Below are 24,411 nucleotides of genomic sequence, written 5' to 3'. Positions count from 1 at the left end.
GGATGTACGTATTTCCAGGACGGCGGGGCTCAGGGTGACTATGAGGATACTCCCGTCTCGTCCGAGGCTTCGTCGAGCGACCGGCGCAGCAAGGCCATGCCTTTGTCGATGTCGAGCGCCGTGCGAATCCCTTTGAGCGACATCCCGAGTTCGACCAGCGTAATCGCCACCGCGGGGCGCATGCCGACGAGCACCGTAGTGGCATCAAGCACGCGCGCCATGGCAGCGATGTGTCCCAGCGTGCGGCCGATGAACGAGTCGACAATCTCCAACGCCGAGATATCGATCAGCACACCCCGGGCATGCGTCTTCTCGATGCGTGATGTCAGGTCGTCCTGGAGATTCAGGACCAACTCATCGTGAAGCTCGACCTGGATCGACACCAGCAAAAAGTCGCCGAGCTTGAGAATCGGAATTTGCTCCATGCCTATTCGCCTGCTTTCACGCTACCGAGTTTGCCCACTGTCAACCCGACCCGGCGCAGCGCAATCTTCAACGCCTCGGCAAGCGTGGCCTTGGTGACCACATCGCCCAAGTCCACGCCCAGGTGCACAATGGTTTGCGCAATTTGCGGGCGAATGCCGCTGATGATGCACTCGGCGCCCATCAAGCGTGCCGCCGCCACCGTCTTGAGCAAATGCTGCGCGACCAGCGTATCGACTGTTGGGACGCCGGTAATATCGATGATCGCGATTGCCGCTTCATTCTCCACGATCGAGTCGAGCAGGCTTTCCATAACGACCTGCGTGCGTTCGCTATCAAGCGTACCGATCAGCGGCAGCGCGACGATCGAATCCCACAGTTTGACCACCGGTGTAGTCAGATCGAGCAACTCCTGCTGCTGCCGCTCGATGATTTGCTGCCGGCTCTTCTGATACTCGGAGACCGTGACAAGCCCAAGCTTGTCCAGGACTTGCGTCAACTTCCAGAATTCGTCGTTCAGACGATCGCCGTCGTCGCCGGATTTGCGCAAGCTGTCGAACAACGGCTTTTTCAGCGAGAAGATGAAGGTCGCGGTGTCTTCCGAGGAAAACCCTTGAACCACGCGTTCACGCGACAGCTTCGCGAGGTGGGCACGGACGTCGTCCCACTCGGAGCCGGTAATATTCTCGCTGTAATCGTTTTTTACGGCAGTCGAAAATACCGACAGGAAGGCACGCGAAGTCTCCTTGATCTCGGCTTCAGAAAGTGTGCCCTGCTTCGCCTCGGCCGAAAGTTGCTCCGCAACCCAGGTGGCAAGAATGCCTGCTTCGTCTTTTACCAAAATATCGGCCAAGCCAGCGCGTTTGCTCAAGTCATTCTCCTAGTCTCTAGTCGCGGATTTTCGCAGGAAAGGATTATATGTGACATTCGGTGGCACAACCGAACTAGCTGGATACTGCTTTCCTGCGCCTGACCGTTTTGCGTACAGCTTGGAATTGCCCCTCTTTATGCCGGCACGAATGCTTAAATGGTGCAATTTATTGGACTATAAAAGGAGCGTAAATTGGCCGAAGAATCGAACGATCTCCCGTGTCGCATTCGGACCCGACCATGTGTGGCCAAGCCCGTGGAAAGAATTCATCAACGCTCCCAAGATATTCCTAAGGAATACTACTTATGAAAAAGGTCATCGAAACAGGATGCAGAGCGCAGAGTACAAAGAACGGGATATCCGATCGATAGATTTCGGCGTTGCCGCGCGCTCTGCAGCGGCTAGCGGTTAAACGCAATGCGTGTGCCCGACGACGCCACGGCCCTCCTTAAAACAGAAAACACGCGGGGAAAACGACTTCGGCCGCAAAAAGAGAGATATCTTTTCTAATAGTTAGTTGCGGTCTCGATGGAATCACTTCGACGTTATCCATTTTGTTAGCGCGAGGCAACCACAGAAGAAAAGAGGACTTACGCGGACGCGCTTATTCCCGACTTCGGTTTAGCCACCAAAGTAATTGATGACCACGCGTCGCGCGCCCCACAGCGAATCCGTAATCCTGACCTCGTCAACACGCCTTGCGCGTATATCGCTTAATAGACGATCCAATCCTTCAACCGTGTCACAACGATACGCTCGCGTCTCGACATGGACATCCCTACCCGACCTGCTCGCCATGTCAGCGCGAATCCGGGCGAGTTGCGACATGGCCGACTGCAGGCCAGTCACGAAAATATACCGGTCATCCATGCAATACAACGTGTCTGGGTATGGCCGTGTCTGCTTGTTGATGCCAATAACGCGTCACGCCGCAGGCCTTGCGTCCTGCGCCGGCACGGCTCTGACATCGTCGCGCAAGCCATGCGCATTGAGCAAGCGATACAGCGTGACGCGCGATATGCCGAGTTCCTGCGCGGCATCGCCCAGACGGCCGCGATGGCGCAGCAACGCGAGTTCGATAGCCTGCCGCTCCGCGAACTCACGCGCCTGCGCGAGCGACACCGGGGCAACGTCCACGAAGTCGCTCAGCTCAAGATCACTTGCCCCGATCTGCTGCCCTTCCGACATGACAATGGCCCGTCGAATCCGGTTGATCAGTTCGCGCACATTGCCCGGCCAGCCATAGTTATGAATTGCAGCAATCGCATCAGGCGCAAAGCCACGCAGCCGCCGGCTTGCTTCTTTCTTGAAGCGCTCGAGCAAGTGATTCGCGAGCAACTCGATATCTTTTCCGCGCGCCCGCAGCGGCGGCTCGTCAAGTTGCAGAACGCAAAGACGGTGATACAGGTCGGCGCGGAAGCGCCCTTCGATCATCGCCGTTTGCATGTCAACGTGCGTGGCCGAAATGATGCGCACGTCCACAGGCGTAGAACCATGTCCGCCTAGGCGCTCGACCTTTCGCTCCTGCAGGAAACGCAGCAGACTGGCCTGGCTTTCCAGTGGCAGGTCGCCGATTTCATCGAGGAAAAGCGTGCCGCCGTTAGCCGCTTCCACACGCCCGATCTTGCGTTGATTCGCGCCGGTAAACGCGCCGCGCTCATAACCGAATAACTCCGATTGCAGAAGATGCGTGGGAATGGCACCACAGTTAATTGCGACGAACGGCTGCTCTCGCCGAGGAGAACGCTCGTGAATGGCAAGCGCGGTCAGTTCTTTGCCCGTGCCCGATTCGCCCGAGATAAAGACTGGCGCGTCGGTCATCGCGACCTTTCGAATAGAGCGGAACAAAGAGACCATTGCGTCGCAGGAGCCCACCATTTCGCCTTCGGGACGTCCGTCACCTGCATCGCCCGATACGTTCACCTGCAACGCCACCATGCCATACGCATGGCCAACTGCATCGACCAGGCGATCATCCGATGCAGGAAGCGTGATGTAGTCGAAACAGTAGTCGCGAATCAGGCCGCGCACGCGTGCGTCCTCAAAGTCCTCGCGATGACCCAACGCTACCCAACCAGTGAGCGCGTTCGCAAGAAGGTCGTGAAGATAGCGATGGTCAGCCGGGAATTCGAGCGAGGAGAAATCCAGGATCCCCGCTGATGTATGCCGGCGCGTTGTCTTCGGCACGATGCCGGGTTCGATCAGCTCGACGTTCCAGGAACGCTCCTGGAGACGTGTCTGCAAACGCGCGTGCAGCGCCCGACCGACATAATAGAGCTGCCGCTTTTCCCCGTGCATGGTCTTCTCTCATTACTCTATTGTGGGAAGCAGTATGCACGTTGACAGCCGGTCCGAATATCCGTCGCAAACGTTAAACATACTTTGAATCTTTGGATCAATGCATAAACTTGATAAAGAGAATTGAGGGATGTTTTGCCGTTGTTATTTAGCATGCCGAAAATAAAGGAAAAAAGTGCGTATAACCCGGCCTTCTTACCGCACTGACTCTGTATCGGCGTTTATTACTTGCACATGGAATGAAGTTGACTTTGCGTTCTTTGCTCTAGACGCCCAGCGGTCGCCGCACTCCGCGCCATTCTCAGGCTGCACGGACACTCATTTACCATGGGTTGGAATAATGCCTCTAGCCGCGCTCACATGCACCGATGTATATCGGTCTCCTGACCGGAAATCGCAGTGAAGTCCTCAATCACGATAAGCGTCCCAATTCCGGGCTTTACGCTTGCGGCAACGATATGAACTTGCCGGTGGGCAAGCACCAGATTCGGACTCGTGTGGACGTTCGGATATCTGGCCGCCATGCCTACTGCTGAAAGTATGCGGGCGTTGGCCGGTAGAAATGCAAACACCCACTTCTCTTCCGCTGTTTAAGTTCGTATTGCTTAATTAATGCATGCTCGCATGCGTAGCAGAAGACGTGTTGTTCGAGCGGTGCGTTGAACACTGCGACCGCAGGACAAGTGTCTTTTGCGCGTCTGGGCTCCCTAGTCAGGGTTATCGTGCCGAGAGTTCCTGCCCAATGCCAACAGAAGCGGTCACCGTAATCTGGAGACCGACGACGATATGCGCCCTCAGTCGTATTCTTCGATGAAAGCCGGAGCCGCATCAAAGAACAGCGCTCAAAATTTGGATCCACCTGCGAATTGTCCTGGGCCTCTCAGGACAATTCGCAGGCAATAAAAAACCCGCAGAGCCAATAGCCATGCGGGTTTTTCTGGTCATTCCTGAACTACTTCGATCTTGCTTGCGAAACGGTGGTGGGTGCTGACGGGCTCGAACCGCCGACCTACGCCTTGTAAGGGCGCCGCTCTACCAACTGAGCTAAGCACCCCGCTTCGACTTTTTCAAAACCTTTCAAGCGATCTTCACACCCATCATGCGAAAGAAGTGTGTGATCTGCTCCGCCAGACTCGAAACCGCTTCAAACCGGCCCGCATCCAGCGAGTCCGCTAGTTTAGCGCATCTTTTAGCGCTTTGCCAGGGCGAAATTTCGGAACCTTCGCTGCTTTGATCTTGATCTCATCGCCAGTACGGGGATTACGGCCAATGCGCGCCGTCCGCTTGCCCACGGCAAAGGTCCCGAAGCCGACCAGCGTCACCGAGCCGCCCTTCTTCAGGGTCGTCTTGACCCCGCCAATCACAGCTTCGAGCGCGCGGCCGGCCGCCGCTTTGGAGATATCAGCTTGTTGCGCAATATGGTCGATCAGGTCCGTTTTGTTCATTGTGATCCCCCGAATAATGGTTTGTGGATGGGCGATTCTGCAAAGTGTAGGTTCACGACAGGCTGCTTGAGCACAGGCCCGGAAGCCCCAAGTGCGGCGGTCATTAGAAGTAGCCGAAAGACAGGTGTCAACCGGGATTGAGCCTGATTAGAGGGCCTTTACTTGAACGCTGACGCACTAAACCGCACGTTGGAGGCGCCAATAAAAAACCCGCGGGGTCATTTCACAATGACCCCGCGGGTTTTTTGGTTCGCTCGACTCAGGCGCGCCGGTTCAGGCCGCGCCTCAACAGGCGTTTAATGCTTCACGAAATCACCAGCTGCTGGCGTGTCCTTCTGCTCTGCAACAGCGGGCGTCGCCGGCGGCTTGGCTTCTTCTTCCGGCAGTGCTGCTGGAACACGTTCGAGCGCAAGCTCAAGCACCTTGTCGATCCAGCGAACCGGAACGATTTCGATCGAGTTCTTCACGTTGTCCGGAATTTCGGCCAGATCCTTCGTGTTCTCTTCCGGGATCAGCACGAGCTTGATACCGCCGCGATGCGCCGCCAGCAACTTCTCCTTCAATCCGCCGATAGGCAACACTTCACCACGCAACGTGATTTCGCCGGTCATTGCCACGTCTGCGCGAACCGGGATACCGGTCAGCACGGACACGAGCGCCGTCGTCATTGCGATACCGGCGGACGGACCGTCCTTCGGCGTCGCGCCTTCAGGCACGTGGATGTGGATGTCCTTTTTCTCGAACGCCTCATCCGACACACCCAGGCGACGCGAACGCGAACGCACCACTGAACGCGCTGCCTCGACCGACTCCTTCATCACGTCGCCGAGCGAACCCGTGCGGATGATGTTGCCCTTGCCCGGCATTACAGCAGCTTCGATGGTCAGCAAGTCGCCGCCCACTTCCGTCCACGCCAGACCTGTCACCTGACCAACCTGGTTGTCCTTCGCGGCAAGACCAAAGTCGGTCTTGCGCACGCCGAGGAACGTGTCGATGTTGCTGCTGTCGATCCGGACAGCGCCTTCCGCCTTCTTCAGCAGAAGCATCTTGACCACCTTACGGCAGATCTTCGACATTTCGCGCTCAAGCGACCGGACGCCGGCTTCACGCGTGTAGTAACGAATGATGTCGCGGATCGCTTCTTCCGTGAGATCCATCTCGCCAGCCTTCAGGCCGTTGTTGCGGGTCTGCTTCGGCAACAAATACTTCTGCGCGATGTTGATCTTCTCGTCTTCGGTGTAACCCGAGAGGCGAATCACTTCCATCCGGTCGAGCAACGGAGGCGGAATGTTCAGCGAGTTCGACGTCGCCACGAACATCACGTCCGACAAGTCGAAGTCCACTTCGATGTAGTGATCGGCGAACGTATGGTTCTGTTCAGGATCGAGCACCTCAAGCAGAGCCGAAGCGGGATCGCCGCGGAAATCCATGCCCATCTTGTCGACTTCGTCGAGCAGGAAAAGCGGATTGCGCACGCCGACTTTCGCGAGGCTTTGCAGAATCTTGCCGGGCATCGACCCAATGTACGTGCGACGGTGACCACGAATCTCGGACTCGTCATGCACGCCGCCAAGCGCCATACGCACGAACTTGCGGTTCGTCGCGCGGGCGATCGACTGGCCCAGCGAGGTCTTGCCAACGCCCGGAGGCCCGACGAGGCACAGAATAGGCGCCTTGACCTTTTCAACCCTTTGTTGGACCGCAAGATACTCGAGGATCCGTTCCTTGACCTTCTCTAGGCCAAAGTGATCTTCGTCGAGCACGCGTTCCGCATTCGAGAGGTCATTGTTGACCTTGCTCTTCTTGCGCCACGGCAAGCCGATCAGCGTGTCGATGTAGTTGCGCACGACCGTGGCTTCAGCCGACATAGGCGACATCAGCTTGAGCTTCTTCAGCTCGGCATCGGCCTTCTTCTTGGCTTCCTTCGGCATGCGTGCGTTGGTGATGCGCTTCTCGAGTTCTTCGAGATCCGCACCTTCCTCGCCTTCGCCCAGTTCCTTCTGGATCGCCTTGACCTGTTCGTTCAGGTAATACTCGCGCTGGCTCTTTTCCATCTGACGCTTCACGCGTCCACGAATGCGCTTTTCGACTTGAAGAATGTCGATCTCAGCTTCGAGCTGGGCAAGCAGATGCTCAAGGCGTTCCACAACCGGGAACATCTCGAGAATGTGTTGCTTCTGGTCGAGCTTCAGCGGCAAATGCGCGGCAATGGTGTCGGCCAGGCGACCCGCTTCGTCAATACCCGACAGCGACGTCAGGATCTCGGGAGGGATCTTCTTGTTGAGTTTCACGTACTGATCGAACTGCGACACAATCGCGCGGCGCAGCGCTTCAGTTTCAGCGCTGTCGGCGTGGTCGGGTTCGAGCGGCATCACGTCGCAGGAAAACTGTGTTTCCTGTTCTTCGATCGTGAGCGTCTTGGCGCGCTGCAAGCCTTCGACCAGCACCTTCACGGTACCGTCCGGCAGCTTCAGCATTTGCAGGATGTTCGCGATACATCCCACTTCGTACATGTCTTTTTCGGTCGGCTCGTCTTTCGCAGCGGTCTTCTGGGCAACAAGCATGATGTGCTTGCCACCTTCCATCGCGGCTTCGAGTGCCTTGATCGATTTGGGTCGTCCGACAAAAAGCGGAATCACCATGTGCGGGAAAACGACTACGTCACGCAGCGGGAGCAGCGGGAGAGTAATGCGTTCCTGCGGGAGGAGTTGGGTTCCTGACATTTTCATTTCCCCAGTAGTGGAATCAGTTCAGTCGTAAATAAGGCCGTCAAAATGGATTGCAAGCCTTAAGCGTGTGGGAAAAGATCAGTGAATCGAAAAAAATTCGCCTCAGTAACGTGTCAGTAACATCCACAAGATATCCGAAAAATAAACAAAAAGCCGTTCACGTTGCCATGAACGGCTTTTCGCCGACACACAGCCAAACTCAGTTAGAACCTGCTACCTTCGGCGTGTCTTCGTAGATCAAAAGCGGCTTGCCATCGCCATCAATTGTATTGTCATCCACGATGACCTTGCTTACACCCTTCATTGCCGGCAACTCGTACATCACGTCCAGCAACGCTTGTTCCAGAATGGACCGCAGACCACGCGCACCCGTCTTTCGGCGGATAGCCTTCAACGCGATAGCCTTCAGCGCGCCCGGACGAATCTCCAGGTCAACACGTTCCATGTTGAACAGCTTGTGGTACTGCTTCACCAGCGCATTCTTCGGTTCGGTCAGGATCTTGATCAGCGCGTCTTCATCGAGCTTGCCGAGCGTCGCCACCACGGGCAGACGGCCGATCAGTTCGGGAATCAAACCAAACTTGATCAAATCTTCCGGTTCCACTTCGCGCAGCACTTCGCCCGCGTCGCGATCCACTTTACTCTTCACGCTTGCGCCAAAACCAATGCCGGTCTTTTCCGTACGATCGATGATGACCTTTTCAAGGCCGTCAAACGCGCCGCCGCAGATGAACAGAATGTTGGTGGTGTCGACCTGGATGAAGTCCTGGTTCGGGTGCTTGCGGCCACCTTGCGGGGGCACTGAAGCCATTGTGCCTTCGACCAGCTTCAGCAACGCTTGCTGGACACCCTCCCCCGACACGTCGCGCGTGATGGACGGGTTATCCGACTTGCGGCTGATCTTGTCGATTTCGTCGATATAGACAATGCCGCGCTGGGCCTTGTCGACTTCGTAGTTACAGTTTTGCAGCAGCTTCTGAATAATATTTTCAACGTCTTCGCCAACATAGCCGGCTTCCGTCAGCGTGGTTGCGTCTGCAATCACGAACGGGACGTTCAACATGCGAGCGAGCGTTTGCGCGAGCAAGGTCTTGCCCGAACCCGTAGGCCCGATCAGCAGTATGTTGCTCTTCGACAACTCGATATCGTCTTTCTTCTCGAGATGCTTGAGACGCTTGTAGTGGTTATACACCGCCACTGCAAGAATCCGCTTCGCGCGTTCCTGACCGATCACGTACTGGTTCAGGATCTCACTGATCTCTTGCGGGCTCGGCAGATCCGACTTCGTCAGGCCAGCCTCTTCCGCCGCGCCGGCAGCTTCGTCGCGGATAATTTCATTGCACAAGTCGATGCATTCATCGCAGATGAACACAGAAGGACCTGCAATCAACTTCTTGACCTCGTGCTGGCTCTTGCCGCAGAACGAGCAATACAACAGCTTTTCGCTGTTTGAACCTTTTTTGTCCGCCATGGATGTGCGAGCCTCCGGACACTCGATTACATAATACGCCGCTCAATTCACCTACGCAGAAATGGCCTGTGCGTAGATTGAAAGCGCGTGTGGCGTGTGCTTTGACGCCGTTTTCCGCGTTGGCTCCAGCCTGTCGCGCGGCTCGGTTTGCCGCGCCGCCGTTGGCGGTCTGGCCCGAAACCGCAACGTCCGTATGGACAAAAACGGAACAGCTGGTCCCTCAGTTCCCGACCCGTCCCCAACGACCGGCGGGGGGCGTCTTTCAGGGACGCTTGTGAAGAACCTGATCGACGATACCGTACGCCTGCGCGTCGTCGCCGGACATGAAATTGTCGCGGTCGGTGTCACGTGCAAGACGTTCCGCTGGCTGACCCGTATGGTGCGCGAGCAATTGATTCAGACGTTCCTTCAGGTACAGGATTTCACGTGCCTGAATTTCGATGTCCGACGCCTGCCCGCGCGCGCCGCCGAGCGGCTGGTGAATCATCACGCGCGAGTTGGGCAGCGCAACGCGCTTACCCTTGGCGCCCGCTGCCAGCAGGAAAGCGCCCATGCTCGCGGCCAGTCCCATGCACAGCGTGGCGACATCCGGCTTCACGAACTGCATGGTGTCGTAAATGGCCATGCCAGCCGACACCGAGCCACCCGGGCTGTTGATGTACAGGCTGATGTCCTTGTCGGGGTTTTCGCTTTCGAGGAACAGCAACTGCGCGACCACCAGGTTGGCCGACTGGTCATTCACTTCGCCGACCAGGAACACCAGGCGCTCTTTCAACAGGCGCGAATAGATGTCATAGGCACGTTCGCCGCGGCCGCTCGTTTCCACAACCATGGGCACCAGACCGAGCGCCTTGGTTTCGAAATCATGCGGTGCGTTCGACGCAAGTGTGTCCAGTAATTGAGCGCGAAAGGTCATGCAATTTCCTTGTTCGGAATAGGGATACTGAACGACAAAGGAACATCCGAAAAACGGCACAACCGGGTAACCGGCACCAGCACCGCCCATGCAACCGAAATGCAAAAAAGGCGTGCCGGCCCGTCACCTCGACGGCCCTGCACGCCTTGTCGACGCTGCTTACGCTTGCGCCGTCGCGCTGGCCAATTCTTCGAAGCTTACTTCCTTGTCGCTCACTCGGGCCTTGCCGAGCACGAAGTCAACGACGTTGCTTTCCACAACATACGCTTCCATTTCGGCGAGGCGCTGCTGATTCGAATAATACCAGCGGACGACTTCCTTCGGGTCCTCGTAGCTTTTCGCGAATTCGTCGACTTCCGCGCGGATCTGTTCCGGCTTTGCCTGCAGGTCGTTGGTCTTGACCAGTTCGGCCAGAACCAGGCCCAGCTTGACGCGGCGTTCAGCTTGTTCCGCGAACATTTCTGCGGGGATGGGAGCGTCGGCTGCGTTCGGCACACCGCGTTGTTGCAGATCCTGACGCGCCATTTCCACCAAATGTTGCTGATCCTGCTCGATCAGCGCCTTCGGCACGTCGAGTTCGGAGATTTTCAGCAGGGCGTCCATGACCTGGTTCTTCACGATCTGTTGCGTGCGGCGCTTGGCTTCACGTTCCAGATTGTCTTTAATCTCACCGCGCATCTTGGTTGTGTCGCCGTCTTCCACACCCAGCGACTTCGCGAAATCGGTATCGATTTCCGGCAGGTGCGCCCATTCGATCTTCTTCATCGTGATGGTGAACTGAGCCGTTTTGCCGGCCACGTCCTTGCCGTGGTAGTCGTCCGGGAACTTCAGGTCGAATTCCTTCGACTCGCCGACCTTCAGGCCGAGCGCCGCCGTTTCGAATTCTGGCAACATGCGCCCTTCGCCCAGCACGAACGTGAAGTCTTCAGCGCTGCCGCCTTCGAACAGCACACCGTCGAGCTTGCCGACGAAGTCCATTGTCACGCGGTCACCGTCTTTGGCTGCCGTATCCGCGCCGCCGTCACCGTGCTCGCCACCTTCGCCGCGTGCGTGGTAGTGCACGCGCTGCTTGCGCAGGATTTCCAGCGTACGGTCGATTTCCGCTTCCGAGATGGTCGTGACCGTGCGTTCGATTTCAGCCGTTGCCACGTCGCCGATCTTCACTTCCGGATACACCTCGAAAGTTGCGTCGAACGCGTAGTCGGCTGCTTCCGCCGCTTCTTCGCCGCCCTTGGGCGCAAAGCTCGGCTGGCCAGCCACGCGCAGGTTTTCGGTGCGCGTGACGTCGAAGAATTCCTTGCCTACCTTGTCGCTCAGCACTTCGGCTTCAACCTGGCCCTGGTACTGCTGCGTCACCATCTTGAGCGGCACCTTGCCCGGGCGGAAACCCGGCATGCGCACGTTTTTCGCCAGCTGACGGATACGCGAATCCACTTCCTTTTGCACCGTATCTTTCGGCAGGGAAATCGTCACACGGCGTTCGAGCTTGCCGAGGTTTTCAACAACGTTAGCCATGGCTTCTATCGTCCTAGAGTAAATCGAGTATTCGGGTTCGTGTGTCTGGTCAGTTCTGGTTCGATCTCGCACCACGATAGGCGCACGGCGCCTCGCGGTTCCTGAACAATGCAAGCAGCCTGACTGAGCCCGTTGCAAAGCTCATTCCATAGATCCGCCAAGCCGTGACAGGAAGCCGTACGCGCCGGTTTGAGTCAACCGAGCCAAACATTTTACCAAACTATTTGCAAGGGTCGTGGCGGATGAGGGTCTGCTCCGCAAATACTGGCAAATTCATCAGCGAATTCGGCCCATTTTCGCGGTTTTGGTGCGGGTTTTGCGGTCCTCGGTTGCCGTGACGGCGCTTTGGCACACCGCCCCGGCCGGCGTATTTCCGAACGCGCGTGCGGCACATTGCTGCGCGCGTTGCATTGCCAGCGCGCATTGAAAGCATGCCGTACACGCATAAGGTTTGATTAATTCGGGCCGTGTCGCTAGATTTCAAGCAAACTCATAACTCGAGACATCATGCCTAACACCCAGCCCGCCGGTTTTTCCACCTCTTCCCCCGTTGTTGTGATCGCGCCGGATTCCTTCAAGGGTTCACTCAGTGCGGAACAGGTCGCGGACGCAATTGCGACCGGTATCCTGCGGGCGCGCAGCGATGCGGTCATCCGCATCGTGCCAATGGCCGACGGCGGCGAAGGCACGCTCGACGCCATGCTGGCGGCGGGCGGCGAGCGGCGCCTGATCGACGTGCGGGGCGCGGCGTCCAAGCGGCGCGACGCCGCGACAGGGTTGCTGACGGACGGCAGCGCCATTGTGGAAACAGCGGAAGTCGTGGGAATCACGGACCCCGACGGCATGGCCGTGCCGGTCGCCGAGCGCAGCACGCTCGGCATGGGCGAAGCGATCCGCACGCTGCTTGATCTCGGCGTGCGCAAGTTCTACGTGGCGCTGGGCGGCAGCAGCACGAACGACGGCGGTGCGGGGCTTCTGGTGGGCCTCGGCCTGAAACTCTTCGGTGCAGACGGCAAACCGCTCGACCCGGTTCCTTCGCAGCTTGCGCGAATCGCGCGCATCGACGCGACGGGGCTCGATCCGCGCGTGCGCGACGCCGAATTCACGGGGATGTCCGACGTGGACAATCCCCTCACGGGCGAGCACGGCGCGACGGCGATTTTCGGGCCGCAAAAAGGCGTGACGCCCGACCAGATCGCCACGATCGATGCGGCGCTCGGCCACTTCGCCGATCTGCTGGAACCGGCGCTGCAGCGTAGCGGGCGGGATAAACCCGGCGCCGGCGCGGCGGGCGGCCTGGGTTTTGCGCTGCATATGCTCGGCGCAAGTTTCGAAGCCGGTGCCGAAGTGGTCGCGCGTGAAGTGGGGCTGGATGCGGCGCTGGATGGCGCGAACTGGCTCATCACGGGTGAAGGACGCTCGGACGTCCAGACGCTGCACGGCAAGGCACCGTTTATTGCTTGTCAGCACGCTCGTGCGCATGGCGTGGAAGCGTCGCTGCTGTCCGGCGCTATCGATCCAGCCGCCCTGCCACGTTTGTCCGAATATTTCAGCGGCTGTTTTTCGCCCGCACCAGGGCCGATCACGCTCGAGGCCGCTATCCGTGATGCCGCAACGCTGCTGGCAAACGAAGCCGAGCAACTTGCGCGATTGAAGTTCGGCTCAAGGTAAGTTCATCATTCATTATTCGGCGAGCCGGCGACACATTGGCCGACGGCTCGCTCGCTTATTTGCTCACTTTCTCGCTCACCGCGCCCCGGCAATTTTCCCGGAGCTGAAGAGCAAGCGGTCCGATATCCACACGATCAGCATCGTCAGACCCATCATCGGGAAAACGATGCCGAGGGCCGTCAGACCGCCGACCCAAACCCGCATCGGCGGATCGAGAACCGGTCTCGACGGCGCGCCGATCGCCCTGCCCGGCTTGCGTTTGCGCCACATCACGAAACCGCTGACCGACATCGCCGCAAGTCCGAGCGAGATGAGCGACGCGAGAATCTGGTTCGCCAAGCCGAAATAGCGGCCCATGTGTAGCGATGTGCCGTACGAAATCCACTGCGCTACGCGCCCGTAATCGCGATACGCAATGTCCGAGAGAATCTGGCCGCTGTATCTATCGATGTGCAATGTGCGTTCGGCTTGAGGATCAGCGGGAAAGTACGACACCGTGTACACACCCTCGGCGGTTGTCGGCAATGCAATGTCATAGCCATCGCTAACGCCCGCTTGCGCCGTCAGCGCAATGACCTTGTCGAGCGGGATAGTAGCGTCTGTCGCATCGGCAGCGCTGTGGGGAACATGTGTTGCGCCCACTGCCCACGGTGTCTGCGGCAATGGCAGATCGTCCATCTTCATGCCCGCCATCGACGGATCGGTCATGTCCATCGTGGGCTTCGCGGAATGCACATGCGCCTTACCCCACGCCCCTCGCGGATAACCGAGTTGCGCGGACGTCGCCAACGCCTTGAATTGCTTGCCCCATGTGCTCGACCACGGCAAGCCACTGAGCACGAAAAACAATGCACCGAGCGCCAACCACGCACCACCGACCGCGTGCAATTCACGCCACCATGCGCGGCCTTTTGATGACGACAACCGCGGCACGAACCGTCCGCCCGCCTGACCCTTCTGACGTGTTTTCGGCCACCACAATGCAATGCCTGTTCCGATCATCACCAGCGTCCAGCAGCCCGCCAGTTCCATCAGAATTTCGCCGGTCTTGCCTAGCATCAAGCCGCGATGCAAATTGCGAATCTGCTTCATCAAGCGGTTCTCGACGCTCAGCCTGCCCAGCACCTCGCCCGTGTAGGGATTGAGATAAACGCTTTCACTCGATCCCGATTGCAGCCGGAACACGAATTCGGCGCTGCGGCGTGGATGGGTGTTGATGACCGCCGTGGTCGGCACCGCATCGCGCGGTTCGGCGGCGCTCGCTTTCGCGAGCAAGGCTTGCTGGCTCAGACGAGGCTCGGCACTGGCATCGACGATCATCCGATCGCGATACAGCCGCGGTTCAATCTGCGGCTGGAAGCAGTACAGCGTGCCGGTGATCGCGAGCACCAGCAGCAGCGGCATGACGAACAAGCCGGCATAGAAATGCCAGCGCCATAACAACCGATGCCGCGCAGCTACGCGTGCGTCGGCGAGAGATGCGGATTGCATGTGAGGTGTCCTTCTATAAGTTGACTACGGACCCAAGAGACTCAAGAGCCCCGAAAACGACCGTCAAATCCCGATCCGGCCTTCGACATAAACCGTCCGCCCCGCGTACGGATGGAACACGTAGTAACGGTGATCGAAGAGGTTATCCACGCCGATCCCGAGCTCGGTTCGCTTCGTCGGACGGAAGTTGAATTTGGCGTCGACGACCGTGTACGTGCTCGTGCCGCCGTAGGTGTTCGGGTTGGTATCGGTGTTGGTTAGCGTGTTGTATTCGCGGCCCGAATAGCGCGCCGCGAGCGTGACGGCGCTCTGGCTCGTCGCGCGCCACGTGGCGGCCACGTTCGCGCGCCACAACGGAATGCGATAGAAGTACTTGCCCACCGACGCCGGGTTGCCGCTGTTCGCGATGATCTTCGATTGCGTGTACGCCAGCCCCGCCGTGAGGTCCAGGCCGCGAAGGAGCACGTCCTGCCCTTCGTAGCTTGTCTCGATACCCCGCGAACGAACCTTGTCGATATTTTGAAAGTTCGTGATGTTCGGAACTACGGTCGTGTTGGTCTGGCTGAACAATGTGTTTTTCACATCGTCCTGAAACAGCGTGAATCGATACACGCCATTACCGTGCTGCCACTCGGCCGTCAGTTCCTTCGAGAGATCGTCTTCCGGCTTCAAGTTCGGGTTGCTATTTATGATCGATAAACCCGTGATCTGCCCTTGGAACAATTCGCCGACGGTCGGGAAGCGGTACGCCCTTCCTATCGATGCCCGCAGCAACAGGTCTTGCGTAACATCGAAGGACATCGAGGCTTTCGGCGACCAGTGACTCTGGCTGACTTCAGCGTAATTCAGCGAGGTCGCGCCAACCGCTCGCGTGCCGTCGTATGCGTTCCAGTTCTCGTAGCGCGCGCCGTAGGTGAATGTCCAGCGCGGCAGGAACCGCCACGCGTCTTGCGCATACACGGCTTGCGTTTCGGTGCGGCCGCCAAACGCGTTGGCAAATGAGGTCCCGCCGCCATCGCGCCACGCGAGCGTGTTGTAGGTTTCGTTGTCGAGGAAATAGTTGTCGTAGTGGTAGCCGAACGACAGCCAGTGCGCACCGAGACCGGCCGTGGGCGTGGCCGGCGTCCAGGTCGTACGCAGGTCGAGCGTTTTCCAGCCGGTGCCGCCGCCGAATGCGATCGTGCCTGCGCCGTTGCCCGGCGCACCCGAATTCGCGGTGCGCGCAATGCTCTGGGTGATATCGAAATACGACGCGACGGCTTCCGCGTTCCAGCCGGATGCGTTGCGCGTTGTCAGCGACAGCCCGTACAGGAAGTTCTCGCTTACCCCCTGGCTCGGCGCAAACGCAGCGGCCGGCACGTTGTATTCGTAGCCACCAATATTCACGAGGCCGCTATAGACTGGGTTGCCGGCGGCATCGCGGAGAAATGACTGGGTGTCGCTGTTGTATTTCTGATGCCAGTAGCCGAGCGTAACGCCGGCTTGCAAAGTAGGCGTGAGGTCGTACGCGAGCTTCAGCTTGAACTGGTCCTGGAACGTCCGCTCAATGCCTTCCGATGTCACGCCCAGCACGGCAGTGCGGTTGTTGTTCTGGTCGTTGTAGAAATACGCGCCAGTCACCGGGCGATCGGTCGCCTTCGCTGGTGTCGCCGACGCCGCCAGCGTCGCGAATTGCAGCGGCTGGCCCGTGTTTTCCAGATGATCAACGCCGATCAGCCAGGACAGGTTGCCGTTCTTATCGCCAATGGTCGCCGACGAATTCGTGCCGTTGAAACTGCGATTCACGCCGAACAGATTGAAGTGCTGGCTGAACGCCTGGACGTGGGCATCGGCTTCGAACTTCTCCGGCATGCGCGTGGTGATGGCCACCGTCGCGCCAATCGAGTTGCCGGGATACAGCGCCGAATAGGGACCGTAGATCACGTCGGTGCGCGCGATGTCGTCGGCGAAAACGATCGACCAGCGCGGCGCGAACGTGAACGTGTTGCCGAGGAAATTGCTGAGCAACAGGCCATCGGCGTACACCAGCCCGCGCGCCGTTTGCGAATTGCTCGTGCCACGCACGGCGATAGGCGAATTCACATCGCCGATAAAACGCTTGCGCACCGCCATGTTCGGCACGTACTTCAGCACGTCCTCGGGCGTGACCACGTTCCAGTATTGCGCCTGATCGGCGGTGACTGTCGCGGTCGTGGCGGGAAGATTCGGATCGAGCGGAGAGCGCGCCGATGAACCCGTGGTGCTGGTGACGACAACCGGTGCTAGCTGGACGGCGTCGGCATCGGCGTCGGCGTCGCGGCGATCGGATGTACTTCCGGCCGGACTTTCCGATGTGGCTGCGGCGGGGGCGGCAAGCACGAAGGCCGGCGCCATGAGGGAAAGCGGTAGGCACGTATAACGATGAAACGTGAACACGCGCGAACGCGCGGCGGCACGGCAGCCTGACGGCTGCCGTGCTCGCTTGAGGAGCTTGAGCATCGAAGAAAATCCTGAATGAGTGGACGCAGACCGGCCGGCCACGGGCGCCTAAACGGCGCGCGTAGTCACGGCAAACAACCAGATCGGTCAGTACGGGCGGAACTTCAGGAAACGATGGGCGGCGCGCGCGGAGACGCGGCATTGAAGGACTTGACGTGAACGACTTGCGCAACCGGCGCGGCAGCGACGCGCGTAACGCGTTCGACCCGCACCAGCGCAGCAGGCGGCGCCGATGCCAGCGGCACGTTATGCGCGAGCAAACCGCAATATGAACAGGCGTCGAACGAATCGGCGCCGGCCATATGATGACCGGCTTGTTCGTTACCTTGAACCGCCCCATGCGACGTGGAAGACAGCGCGGATGAAACAATCTGCGCGAGGGCATCGGCGGAACAGATCGCTGCTTGCGGGTCGACGCGCTGCTGACGCGACGCCAGCGTCTGGCTAATCACCGGCGCGACAATAGCCAGCCACATGGCGGCCATGCCGAGCCATGCAACGAGGCGATTGCGCGAAGTGCGATTCATCAGGGTAAGTTCAGCCGCGGATGGGCAAATGAGAATGAGTGGCGATTGTAAGCATGACGTTCGTGCTATGCAATGTGGTTCTGGGGTTTCAGGCGGGGGTTCAGGTGGGATTCAGGTATATCGGCGGTGGATGTTCGATGTCTGGTTTCGTCCGCATCAGGCGAACTACAGGCGCATCCCCTATGAGTCCCCCACGCGCAAATTGCGCATGGAGACATTGGGCATCGATTCGGTTAGAATGCCGGGCTTGGCGCGATGCACGTACCTGCGTCGCCGGGAAAATCGCTTTCCCGAAGTTACAAAGCGGATTGCATAAGCACGGTAGGTGGTACGAGGGGTGGGCATGGATTGCACGTCTCCCCACCCTCCCGAACCCGCTTTAAACTAGCCGCACAAACGCGCGTGAGTGGCGAAATTGGTAGACGCACCAGGTTTAGGTCCTGACGGCAGCAATGTCGTGTCGGTTCGAGTCCGACCTCACGCACCAAGATGAAAACAAAGCCTCGCAGTGAAAACTGCGAGGCTTTGTCATTTGCACCGCCGGTTTTTCGGCCCATGCCACCGCGCGCTCGTTCAGGCAGCGCGCTGGGTCAGCACTTCATCGATCAGCCCGTAATCCCGCGCCTGATCCGCCGACATGAAATTATCGCGGTCGGTGTCAGCTGCAATCTGCTCCACGCTCTTCCCCGTGCGCTCCGCCATGATCCCGTTCAGGCGCCGGCGCGAATACAGCACTTCTTCGGCCTGGATGGCAATATCGGCGGCTGTGCCCTGCGAGCCGCCCGAAGGCTGATGAATCATGATGCGCGCGTTGGGTAGCGCAAAGCGCTTGCCCTTCGCGCCCGCGGTCAGCAGAAACGTTCCCATGCTCGCGGCAAATCCGGTGCAAAGCGTCGAAACATCTGGCCGGATGAATTGCATGGTGTCGAAGATCGCCATGCCGTCGTAGACCGAACCGCCCGGCGAATTGATGTAAAGCGCGATGTCCTTCTCAGGGTTGTCCGCTTCGAGAAACAGCAGCTGCGCGACGACCAGGCTCGCGGTCTGGTCCGTCACCGGCCCCACCACGAAAATGATACGTTCGCGCAGCAGTCGCGAATAGACGTCGTAAGCGCGCTCGCCGCGCCCGGAGTGTTCAATGACGGTCGGCACGAGGCCAAGGTTGTGGGGACTCTTGTGGGGACTCATATCGCTGCGGTTCCTTTTTTTGCTCAATGTGGGATGCCTTCAGCCGATATGACGCGCCAGACCATCCGTGCGTGACGCTCGCTCAGGCGATATATTTTTGCCTGCGGCTGTCACATTTGCATGGCGCCAACCGTCAGGCCGATACAGAGCGAAAGCACGCAATGAGGAAAAACCGCATGACTGGTGATACGGATATCGATCGCGACACGGCGCAACTCGCCATCTTCGAGGCGTCGCGCGCACGGCTGTTTTCGCTGGCTTACCGGATCCTCGGCGTGCGCGCGGACGCCGAGGACGTCGTCCAGGACACGTTCGTGAAATGGCATCTGCATCAGCGCACGGCGGGCGCTGCGGGACGCAATGCGCTGGACACGCCCGCAGCGTGGCTCGCGACGGTGGCAAAACGGACGGCTATCGACCGCTTGCGGCGTCTGAAACATGAAGCGCCGTTACCCAGCGGTATCGATAATCTCGACGGTTTCGATTCCATCCATCACGCGCCGTCGGCCCAGACACTCGCGGAACAGACATCGGATTTGTCGTATGGAATGCGCCGCGTGCTCGACCGGTTGTCGGCCGAGGAACGGGCGGCGTTCCTGCTGCGCGAGGCGTTCGAAGCGGACTACGCGAGTATCGCGAAGATACTTAACCGGAGCGCCGCGCATTGCCGGCAAATGGTGCATCGCGCGAAAGACCGGGTGCGTGACGATCGAAAAAACAACGACGCAACGCATACGGCGTATGAAGATGATGCAATCGAGCCATTACTCGATGCCATCGCGCGTCAGGACGTTAGCGCGCTGGTCGCGTTGACGCTTGCCACGGCGTCAATCCCGTCGCCGGGGTTGGCTACGGTCGCGCCAGTTTCCGCGACAGCAATCGCCGAGCAGCGGGCGGCCCTGGTGACGCACGCGTTGATCGCACGGCTGCGGATCGGACGCATCGACTTGCACTCAACCGTCACCGGCGAGCGCGCACTCTCCCTCGTGGCTGTTTGACACCTTCGTGCGGCCGTCGTCTCCCGATCGCGAGGAAATATCCGCACAGGGCCGCTGGTCAAGCCGCAAACGAATTCTTTCGCTCGAGGCGTCTCGTGTATCCTGAAAACCGGTGTCTGGAGAGTCCAGCCATCTCGATCAAGGATCCACAATGGCTTTCAACCATCAGGCCGCGATAGTCGCGGCAGGGTCGCGGAGCAGGTTGACCAGCGGCCTCCTGCCTGTTGGTTTTCGCTTAAACGGTGCTGTCAAGTGAACGAGCCGCAACGCTTTACCGTCCGCCACACAAGCACCTACCGATATTCGGAACCGGTGGATTTTGGCGAGCATCGAATGATGTTCCGGCCGAAGTCCAGCCACGATCTGCGCCTCGTCACCATGCAGTTGAAGATCACGCCGGAACCGGCGCGCTTGCGCTGGCTGCACGATATCTTCGACAACTCGGTGGCCGTCGCCACGTTCGATACCCAGGCAGCGGAGCTGACGTTCGAAAGCGAAGTCACGCTCGAGCACTTCGAAACGCCGCATCCGGACTACGCGCTGGAGCGCTACGCCGCGACGTTTCCGTTTGCGTACACGAACGAAGAAGCGTCGGACCTGGTCAATGCGCGCAACCGGCCGGAGCCGGACGGCGATGTCGATGCCTGGGCAAAACGTTTCGTCACGCCCGGCGAACCCATGGGCACAATGGCGCTGCTGCGCAAGATCACCCAGACGATCAACGACGACTTCAAGTACGTTCGCCGCACGGAAAAAGGCGTGAATCGTCCCGCCGATACCTTGCGCCTGCGCAGCGGCAGTTGCCGGGACTTCGCCGTGTTCATGATGGACGTGGTGCGCTCGCTGGGATTGGCCGCGCGGTTCGTCAGCGGCTACATCTTCGTGCCTGAAGTTGCACCCCCCGTTGCCTCCACAGTTGCCCCTCCGCCTGACGCCCCGCTTGAGCCCAAGCCCGACACCACGCGCGGCGGCGGCGCCACGCACGCGTGGCTGCAAATTTATCTTCCCGGCGCTGGCTGGGTCGACTTCGACCCGACCAACAGCATTATCGGCAACCGTCATCTCATCCGCGTCGCGGTTGCATGGGACCACCATCAGGCCCTCCCGCTATGGGGAACCTGGAACGGCGAGCCCGGCTCGTTTCGCGGCCTCGATGTCGAGGTCAGCGTGACCGAGAACCGCTGATGTCCTCTTCCATAGAAAGGCCACTCCCATGAAACTCCGCGTTGGTTACGAGCTGGTCTACGAGTGTCCGCAGCCGACACCCATGCTTCTCATGCTGAACACGCACTTCTCGTTCGCCCCCCAGGTCTTGCTCGCTGACCTACTGGTGGTCGATCCGCCGGTGCCGATCTCGCAGTATCGCGATGGCTTCGGCAACCTGTGCAGCCGGATAGTTGCGCCCGAGGGCCAGATAGCGCTGTCGACGTCGGCGTTGCTTGAGGTGACGGATGAATTCGAAAAGCCCGGGCCCGATGGCGAGCAACATCCGGTTGAAAACCTGCCCAACGAATGCCTTGTGTTTTTGCTTGGCAGCCGGTATTGCGAAACGGACCTCCTCTCAGATGTAGCGTGGAAAATGTTTGGCAATACGCCGCTGGGACGCCCGCGCGTGCAGGCTATTTGTGACTGGGTGCATAACCACATTGTGTTCAATTATGCGCACGCGCGGCCGACCAAGACCGCGTGGGAAGCGTATAACGAGCGCCAGGGCGTGTGCCGCGATTTCGCGCATCTGGCCGTCACGTTGTGTCGCGCGATGAATATTCCGGCCCGCTATTGCACGGGTTATATCAGCGACGCCGGTATGCCGCCGCCCTACACCACAATGGATTTCGCCGCGTGGTTCGAGGTTTTTATCGGCGGAAGCTGGCAGACCTTCGATGCGCGCAACAACGTCCCGCGAAAGGGCCGCGTGTTGATGGCGCGAGGCCGCGATGCTGCCGATGTCGCGATCAGCAATACCTTCGGCCCCACGAAGCTGCTCAAATTCGATGTGGTTTGCGAGGCGGAATAACGAGCACTTTCACTTCGGATATCTAACTAATATCACGCCGCGCGGAGCAAGTTCAACGCACCGCGTGGCGGCGCCTGATCCGCCCCGCCTTGCAGCACATTCCCATCCGGGGGATAATTCGGGCTGAATATCGTGTGCAGTGAGCGAGATCCTTAATGCACTGAAAAAGACAATGCAGCATCCTCCCTTACCTGTCCAGTCTCCAGAACACGCGCGAGCCATTGAGTTTCAATGGCTTTTTTTCTGGCCTGGACCGATCGGCTTACGCCGTCATCACCTTCCATTGCCGTGAACTTCGACGACTATTGCAAGCAAAAAGCCGCGCCCGATGGCTCCAGCACGTACTACGCCCTGCGCCGCGCGCCCTCGGCCAGACAGCCGCTCCTGACAGCGTTTTACGCATTGCGCCGGGAACTGGAAGACACCGTCAAGGAAACCAGCGACCCTACCATCGGCCGCACCAAACACGCCTGGTGGCAAAAGGAACTGGCCAGCCTGTTTGGCGGCGAACCCGCGCATCCGGTGACGAAAGCGATCGCCGCGCATCAGGCGAACACTCCGGTTCTCGACGAACGAGGACGCGCGTCAATCGACAATCTGGTCGACGGCTTCAGCATGGATCTTGATCAGGCACGTTATCTCGACTGGACTGGTCTGCGGCGCTATCTGGACAACGTCGGCGGCGAGTTCGCCTTGATCGTCGCCCGCGCGAGTGCGCGCCGTCCTGACGACGCACCGGGCTGGGCCAACTCGCTTGGCACAGCGTTAATGCTGTCGGAGCGCATAGCGGAAGTCGGCGACGACGCGCGCCACGGCCGCATTTATATCCCCATCGACGAGATGCAGCGCTTCAATGTCACCGCGGCCGATCTCATCAACCGCAAATACAGCGATGCGTTCACTGACCTCATGCGCTTCCAGATTGGTCGCGCACGCGAAGCGCTCAAGCAGTCACTGGCCGCAATCCCCTCGGACGAGCGCGCGACACAGCGCGTGCTGCGTACGCAAGCGGCTTTATCGCTGGCATTGTTCGACGAGATAGAACGCGAGAATTTCCAGGTGCTTCATCAGCGGATTGCGCTGACGCCTATCCGCAAACTGTGGATCAGCTGGCGCGTGAGATAAGGTCGCTTCGTTTCTTGATACGCCGCGCCTCAAGCCCGCAGCAAGGGCAGCGTCTCGAACTTCTGCCCGAGGACTGCGGCAGAATTCATGCCCCACCACGGCCCGAGCACAGTCGCATACATCTGCCTGAAATCCACACCGACCGGCAGATTGCCATTCCCGTCCAGCCGCGCCAATTCCGGCGCAACACCATGAAGACCACCGTTCACACGGCCGCCCATCACGAAATGCGGCGCGACCGTGCCGTGATCCGTTCCGCTGCTCTGGTTCTCGCGCGGCCGCCGGCCAAACTCGGCATAGGTCATGATGAGCGTCTCATTCCATCGGCCGAGTTCGACCAGCGCCGAGCGCATCGCAACCATTCCCTCCGATAACTGCTTGAGCAAAGCCGCCTGCTGACCCGGCTGGTTCTGATGGGTATCGAAGCCATTGAGCGTCAGGCGGATCACCGCGACGCCCTGCCCCGTTTGCGGCATGCCGGCAGGGGTATCGGTAGCGGCCAGCACTTGCATGGCGGTCTTGATCGATGTGCCGAATGCACCACCCGGAAATTGCGTCTTGAGCACGAACTGACCAGCACGCGGACGCAGCCGGTCGGCCGCCTTCACGATTTCGTTTTCCACATCCAATATATGCGCGAGCGCGGGGTTGCGTTCCTTCAGCGATATCGGCGTCGCAAGCCGCGCCTGTTTCTCGAACTGCGCTGGATTCACGAGCGCGACGGCGCGTGCACCGTTCGCGAGCGGTCCCATTTCCGCACTGCCGATCACCACGGCATCGGCAGCAAATCCCGCCGGCACGGGCTGAGCGCGAAATGTGCGCGTGAGCCAGCCTTCGTGCAGATATTGATCGGAGCGCGAACCGGTATCCCAGATCTCGATGGATCGAAAATGCGAGAGGTTCGGTTGCGGATAACTCACACCCTGCACGATCGCGAGTTGCCGGTCTTTCCAGAGCGGCATCAATGGCTGCATGGCAGGATGAAGGCCCGTGCGCTCGTCAAGCTGGATGACCTGCTCCCGCTTGATGCCAATGCCCGGGCGCAATGCGGCGTAAGCCGGGTCGGCGAATGGGATCACGGTGTTCAGGCCGTCGTTGCCGCCCTTCAGTTCGACCAGGATCAGCACGTTGCCGTAGCCGCTCGAACGCATCTCGCCCGGAAGCGGGCTTGCAGCAAATGCCGAAGGTGCAAGCGCGAAGGCGCCGGCTGCGCCGGTCATCGAAAGGAAGTCGCGTCGGTTCATGGGG

General features: G+C 59.4%; 19 protein-coding genes and 2 tRNA genes. 6 read left to right on the top strand and 15 right to left on the bottom strand.

From position 1 onward, the window contains the following. Positions 1 to 38: 38 nt before the first annotated feature. From SBC1_RS07620 to tig, 10 genes are all read right to left on the bottom strand, one after another. On the bottom strand, positions 39 to 425 hold the full coding sequence (locus SBC1_RS07620) for an STAS domain-containing protein (RefSeq protein ID WP_165089868.1): 387 nt from the start codon (positions 423 to 425) through the stop codon (positions 39 to 41). Positions 426 to 427: 2 nt separating this feature from the next. After that, on the bottom strand, positions 428 to 1,294 hold the full coding sequence (locus tag SBC1_RS07615) for an STAS domain-containing protein (RefSeq protein WP_165089865.1): 867 nt from the start codon (positions 1,292 to 1,294) through the stop codon (positions 428 to 430). Between the two features lie 621 nt (positions 1,295 to 1,915). Continuing rightward, positions 1,916 to 2,092, bottom strand: a complete 177-nt coding sequence (locus SBC1_RS40510; protein WP_370469616.1) for a hypothetical protein — start codon at positions 2,090 to 2,092, stop codon at positions 1,916 to 1,918. A 126-nt stretch (positions 2,093 to 2,218) separates the two neighbouring features. Further along, entirely contained in the window at positions 2,219 to 3,592 is a 1,374-nt protein-coding gene (locus SBC1_RS07610) for a sigma-54 dependent transcriptional regulator (protein ID WP_165089855.1), read from the bottom strand. A gap of 978 nt (positions 3,593 to 4,570) precedes the next feature. Next, positions 4,571 to 4,646 (bottom strand) — tRNA-Val (locus tag SBC1_RS07605). A gap of 118 nt (positions 4,647 to 4,764) precedes the next feature. Continuing rightward, entirely contained in the window at positions 4,765 to 5,037 is a 273-nt protein-coding gene (locus SBC1_RS07600) for an HU family DNA-binding protein (RefSeq protein WP_062092992.1), read from the bottom strand. A 296-nt stretch (positions 5,038 to 5,333) separates the two neighbouring features. Then, positions 5,334 to 7,760, bottom strand: a complete 2,427-nt coding sequence (gene lon / locus SBC1_RS07595; RefSeq protein ID WP_165089853.1) for an endopeptidase La — start codon at positions 7,758 to 7,760, stop codon at positions 5,334 to 5,336. Between the two features lie 205 nt (positions 7,761 to 7,965). After that, on the bottom strand, positions 7,966 to 9,237 hold the full coding sequence (gene clpX, locus SBC1_RS07590) for an ATP-dependent Clp protease ATP-binding subunit ClpX (RefSeq protein WP_031359732.1): 1,272 nt from the start codon (positions 9,235 to 9,237) through the stop codon (positions 7,966 to 7,968). A gap of 262 nt (positions 9,238 to 9,499) precedes the next feature. Further along, positions 9,500 to 10,153: an ATP-dependent Clp endopeptidase proteolytic subunit ClpP gene (gene clpP, locus SBC1_RS07585; protein ID WP_031359733.1), complete on the bottom strand. Its 654-nt coding sequence runs from the start codon at positions 10,151 to 10,153 to the stop codon at positions 9,500 to 9,502. Positions 10,154 to 10,312: 159 nt separating this feature from the next. Further along, positions 10,313 to 11,668 carry a trigger factor gene (tig, locus tag SBC1_RS07580; RefSeq protein ID WP_165089850.1) on the bottom strand — a complete coding sequence of 452 codons (1,356 nt, stop codon included), beginning with the start codon at positions 11,666 to 11,668 and terminating at the stop codon, positions 10,313 to 10,315. 507 nt (positions 11,669 to 12,175) lie between these two features. Between tig and SBC1_RS07575 the strand changes: the two genes are divergently transcribed. Next, complete coding sequence (locus SBC1_RS07575; RefSeq protein ID WP_165089845.1) at positions 12,176 to 13,339, top strand: glycerate kinase; 1,164 nt, start codon at positions 12,176 to 12,178, stop codon at positions 13,337 to 13,339. 75 nt (positions 13,340 to 13,414) lie between these two features. Here the strand turns inward: SBC1_RS07575 and SBC1_RS07570 are convergent, their stop codons facing one another. From SBC1_RS07570 to SBC1_RS07560, 3 genes are all read right to left on the bottom strand, one after another. Beyond that, positions 13,415 to 14,830: a PepSY domain-containing protein gene (locus tag SBC1_RS07570; protein WP_165089840.1), complete on the bottom strand. Its 1,416-nt coding sequence runs from the start codon at positions 14,828 to 14,830 to the stop codon at positions 13,415 to 13,417. 63 nt (positions 14,831 to 14,893) lie between these two features. Continuing rightward, a complete protein-coding gene (locus SBC1_RS07565) occupies positions 14,894 to 17,308 on the bottom strand; it encodes a TonB-dependent receptor (RefSeq protein WP_165089836.1) in 2,415 nt (804 codons plus the stop codon). A 104-nt stretch (positions 17,309 to 17,412) separates the two neighbouring features. After that, positions 17,413 to 17,835 (bottom strand): DUF2946 domain-containing protein, encoded by a 423-nt coding sequence (locus tag SBC1_RS07560; protein WP_165089831.1) that lies wholly within the window; start codon positions 17,833 to 17,835, stop codon positions 17,413 to 17,415. Between the two features lie 400 nt (positions 17,836 to 18,235). On the opposite strand from SBC1_RS07560, the gene SBC1_RS07555 reads away from it, so the two are divergent. Next, positions 18,236 to 18,322 (top strand) — tRNA-Leu (locus SBC1_RS07555). Between the two features lie 86 nt (positions 18,323 to 18,408). Here SBC1_RS07555 and clpP (SBC1_RS07550) read toward each other — a convergent pair. Further along, positions 18,409 to 19,023: an ATP-dependent Clp endopeptidase proteolytic subunit ClpP gene (gene clpP, locus SBC1_RS07550; protein ID WP_165089826.1), complete on the bottom strand. Its 615-nt coding sequence runs from the start codon at positions 19,021 to 19,023 to the stop codon at positions 18,409 to 18,411. Between the two features lie 176 nt (positions 19,024 to 19,199). Between clpP (SBC1_RS07550) and SBC1_RS07545 the strand changes: the two genes are divergently transcribed. From SBC1_RS07545 to SBC1_RS07530, 4 genes are all read left to right on the top strand, one after another. Beyond that, positions 19,200 to 20,021: a sigma-70 family RNA polymerase sigma factor gene (locus SBC1_RS07545; RefSeq protein ID WP_165089822.1), complete on the top strand. Its 822-nt coding sequence runs from the start codon at positions 19,200 to 19,202 to the stop codon at positions 20,019 to 20,021. A gap of 252 nt (positions 20,022 to 20,273) precedes the next feature. After that, positions 20,274 to 21,206: a transglutaminase family protein gene (locus SBC1_RS07540; protein ID WP_165089816.1), complete on the top strand. Its 933-nt coding sequence runs from the start codon at positions 20,274 to 20,276 to the stop codon at positions 21,204 to 21,206. A 28-nt stretch (positions 21,207 to 21,234) separates the two neighbouring features. Continuing rightward, positions 21,235 to 22,038 carry a transglutaminase family protein gene (locus SBC1_RS07535; protein WP_165089812.1) on the top strand — a complete coding sequence of 268 codons (804 nt, stop codon included), beginning with the start codon at positions 21,235 to 21,237 and terminating at the stop codon, positions 22,036 to 22,038. Positions 22,039 to 22,269: 231 nt separating this feature from the next. Then, the gene (locus tag SBC1_RS07530; RefSeq protein ID WP_206366031.1) at positions 22,270 to 23,163 is read left to right on the top strand and encodes a squalene/phytoene synthase family protein; all 894 of its coding nucleotides are present in this window, start codon (positions 22,270 to 22,272) and stop codon (positions 23,161 to 23,163) included. A gap of 29 nt (positions 23,164 to 23,192) precedes the next feature. Here SBC1_RS07530 and SBC1_RS07525 read toward each other — a convergent pair whose 3' ends face one another. Continuing rightward, positions 23,193 to 24,407, bottom strand: a complete 1,215-nt coding sequence (locus SBC1_RS07525) for a DUF1501 domain-containing protein (RefSeq protein WP_165089805.1) — start codon at positions 24,405 to 24,407, stop codon at positions 23,193 to 23,195. Between the last annotated feature and the right edge of the window lie 4 nt (positions 24,408 to 24,411).

Origin of the sequence: Caballeronia sp. SBC1 (assembly GCF_011493005.1) — a bacterium.
Classification (GTDB): Bacteria; Pseudomonadota; Gammaproteobacteria; order Burkholderiales; family Burkholderiaceae; genus Caballeronia.
Note: the sequence above shows the minus strand (reverse complement) of the source record. Positions and strands in the feature narration are given on the sequence as shown.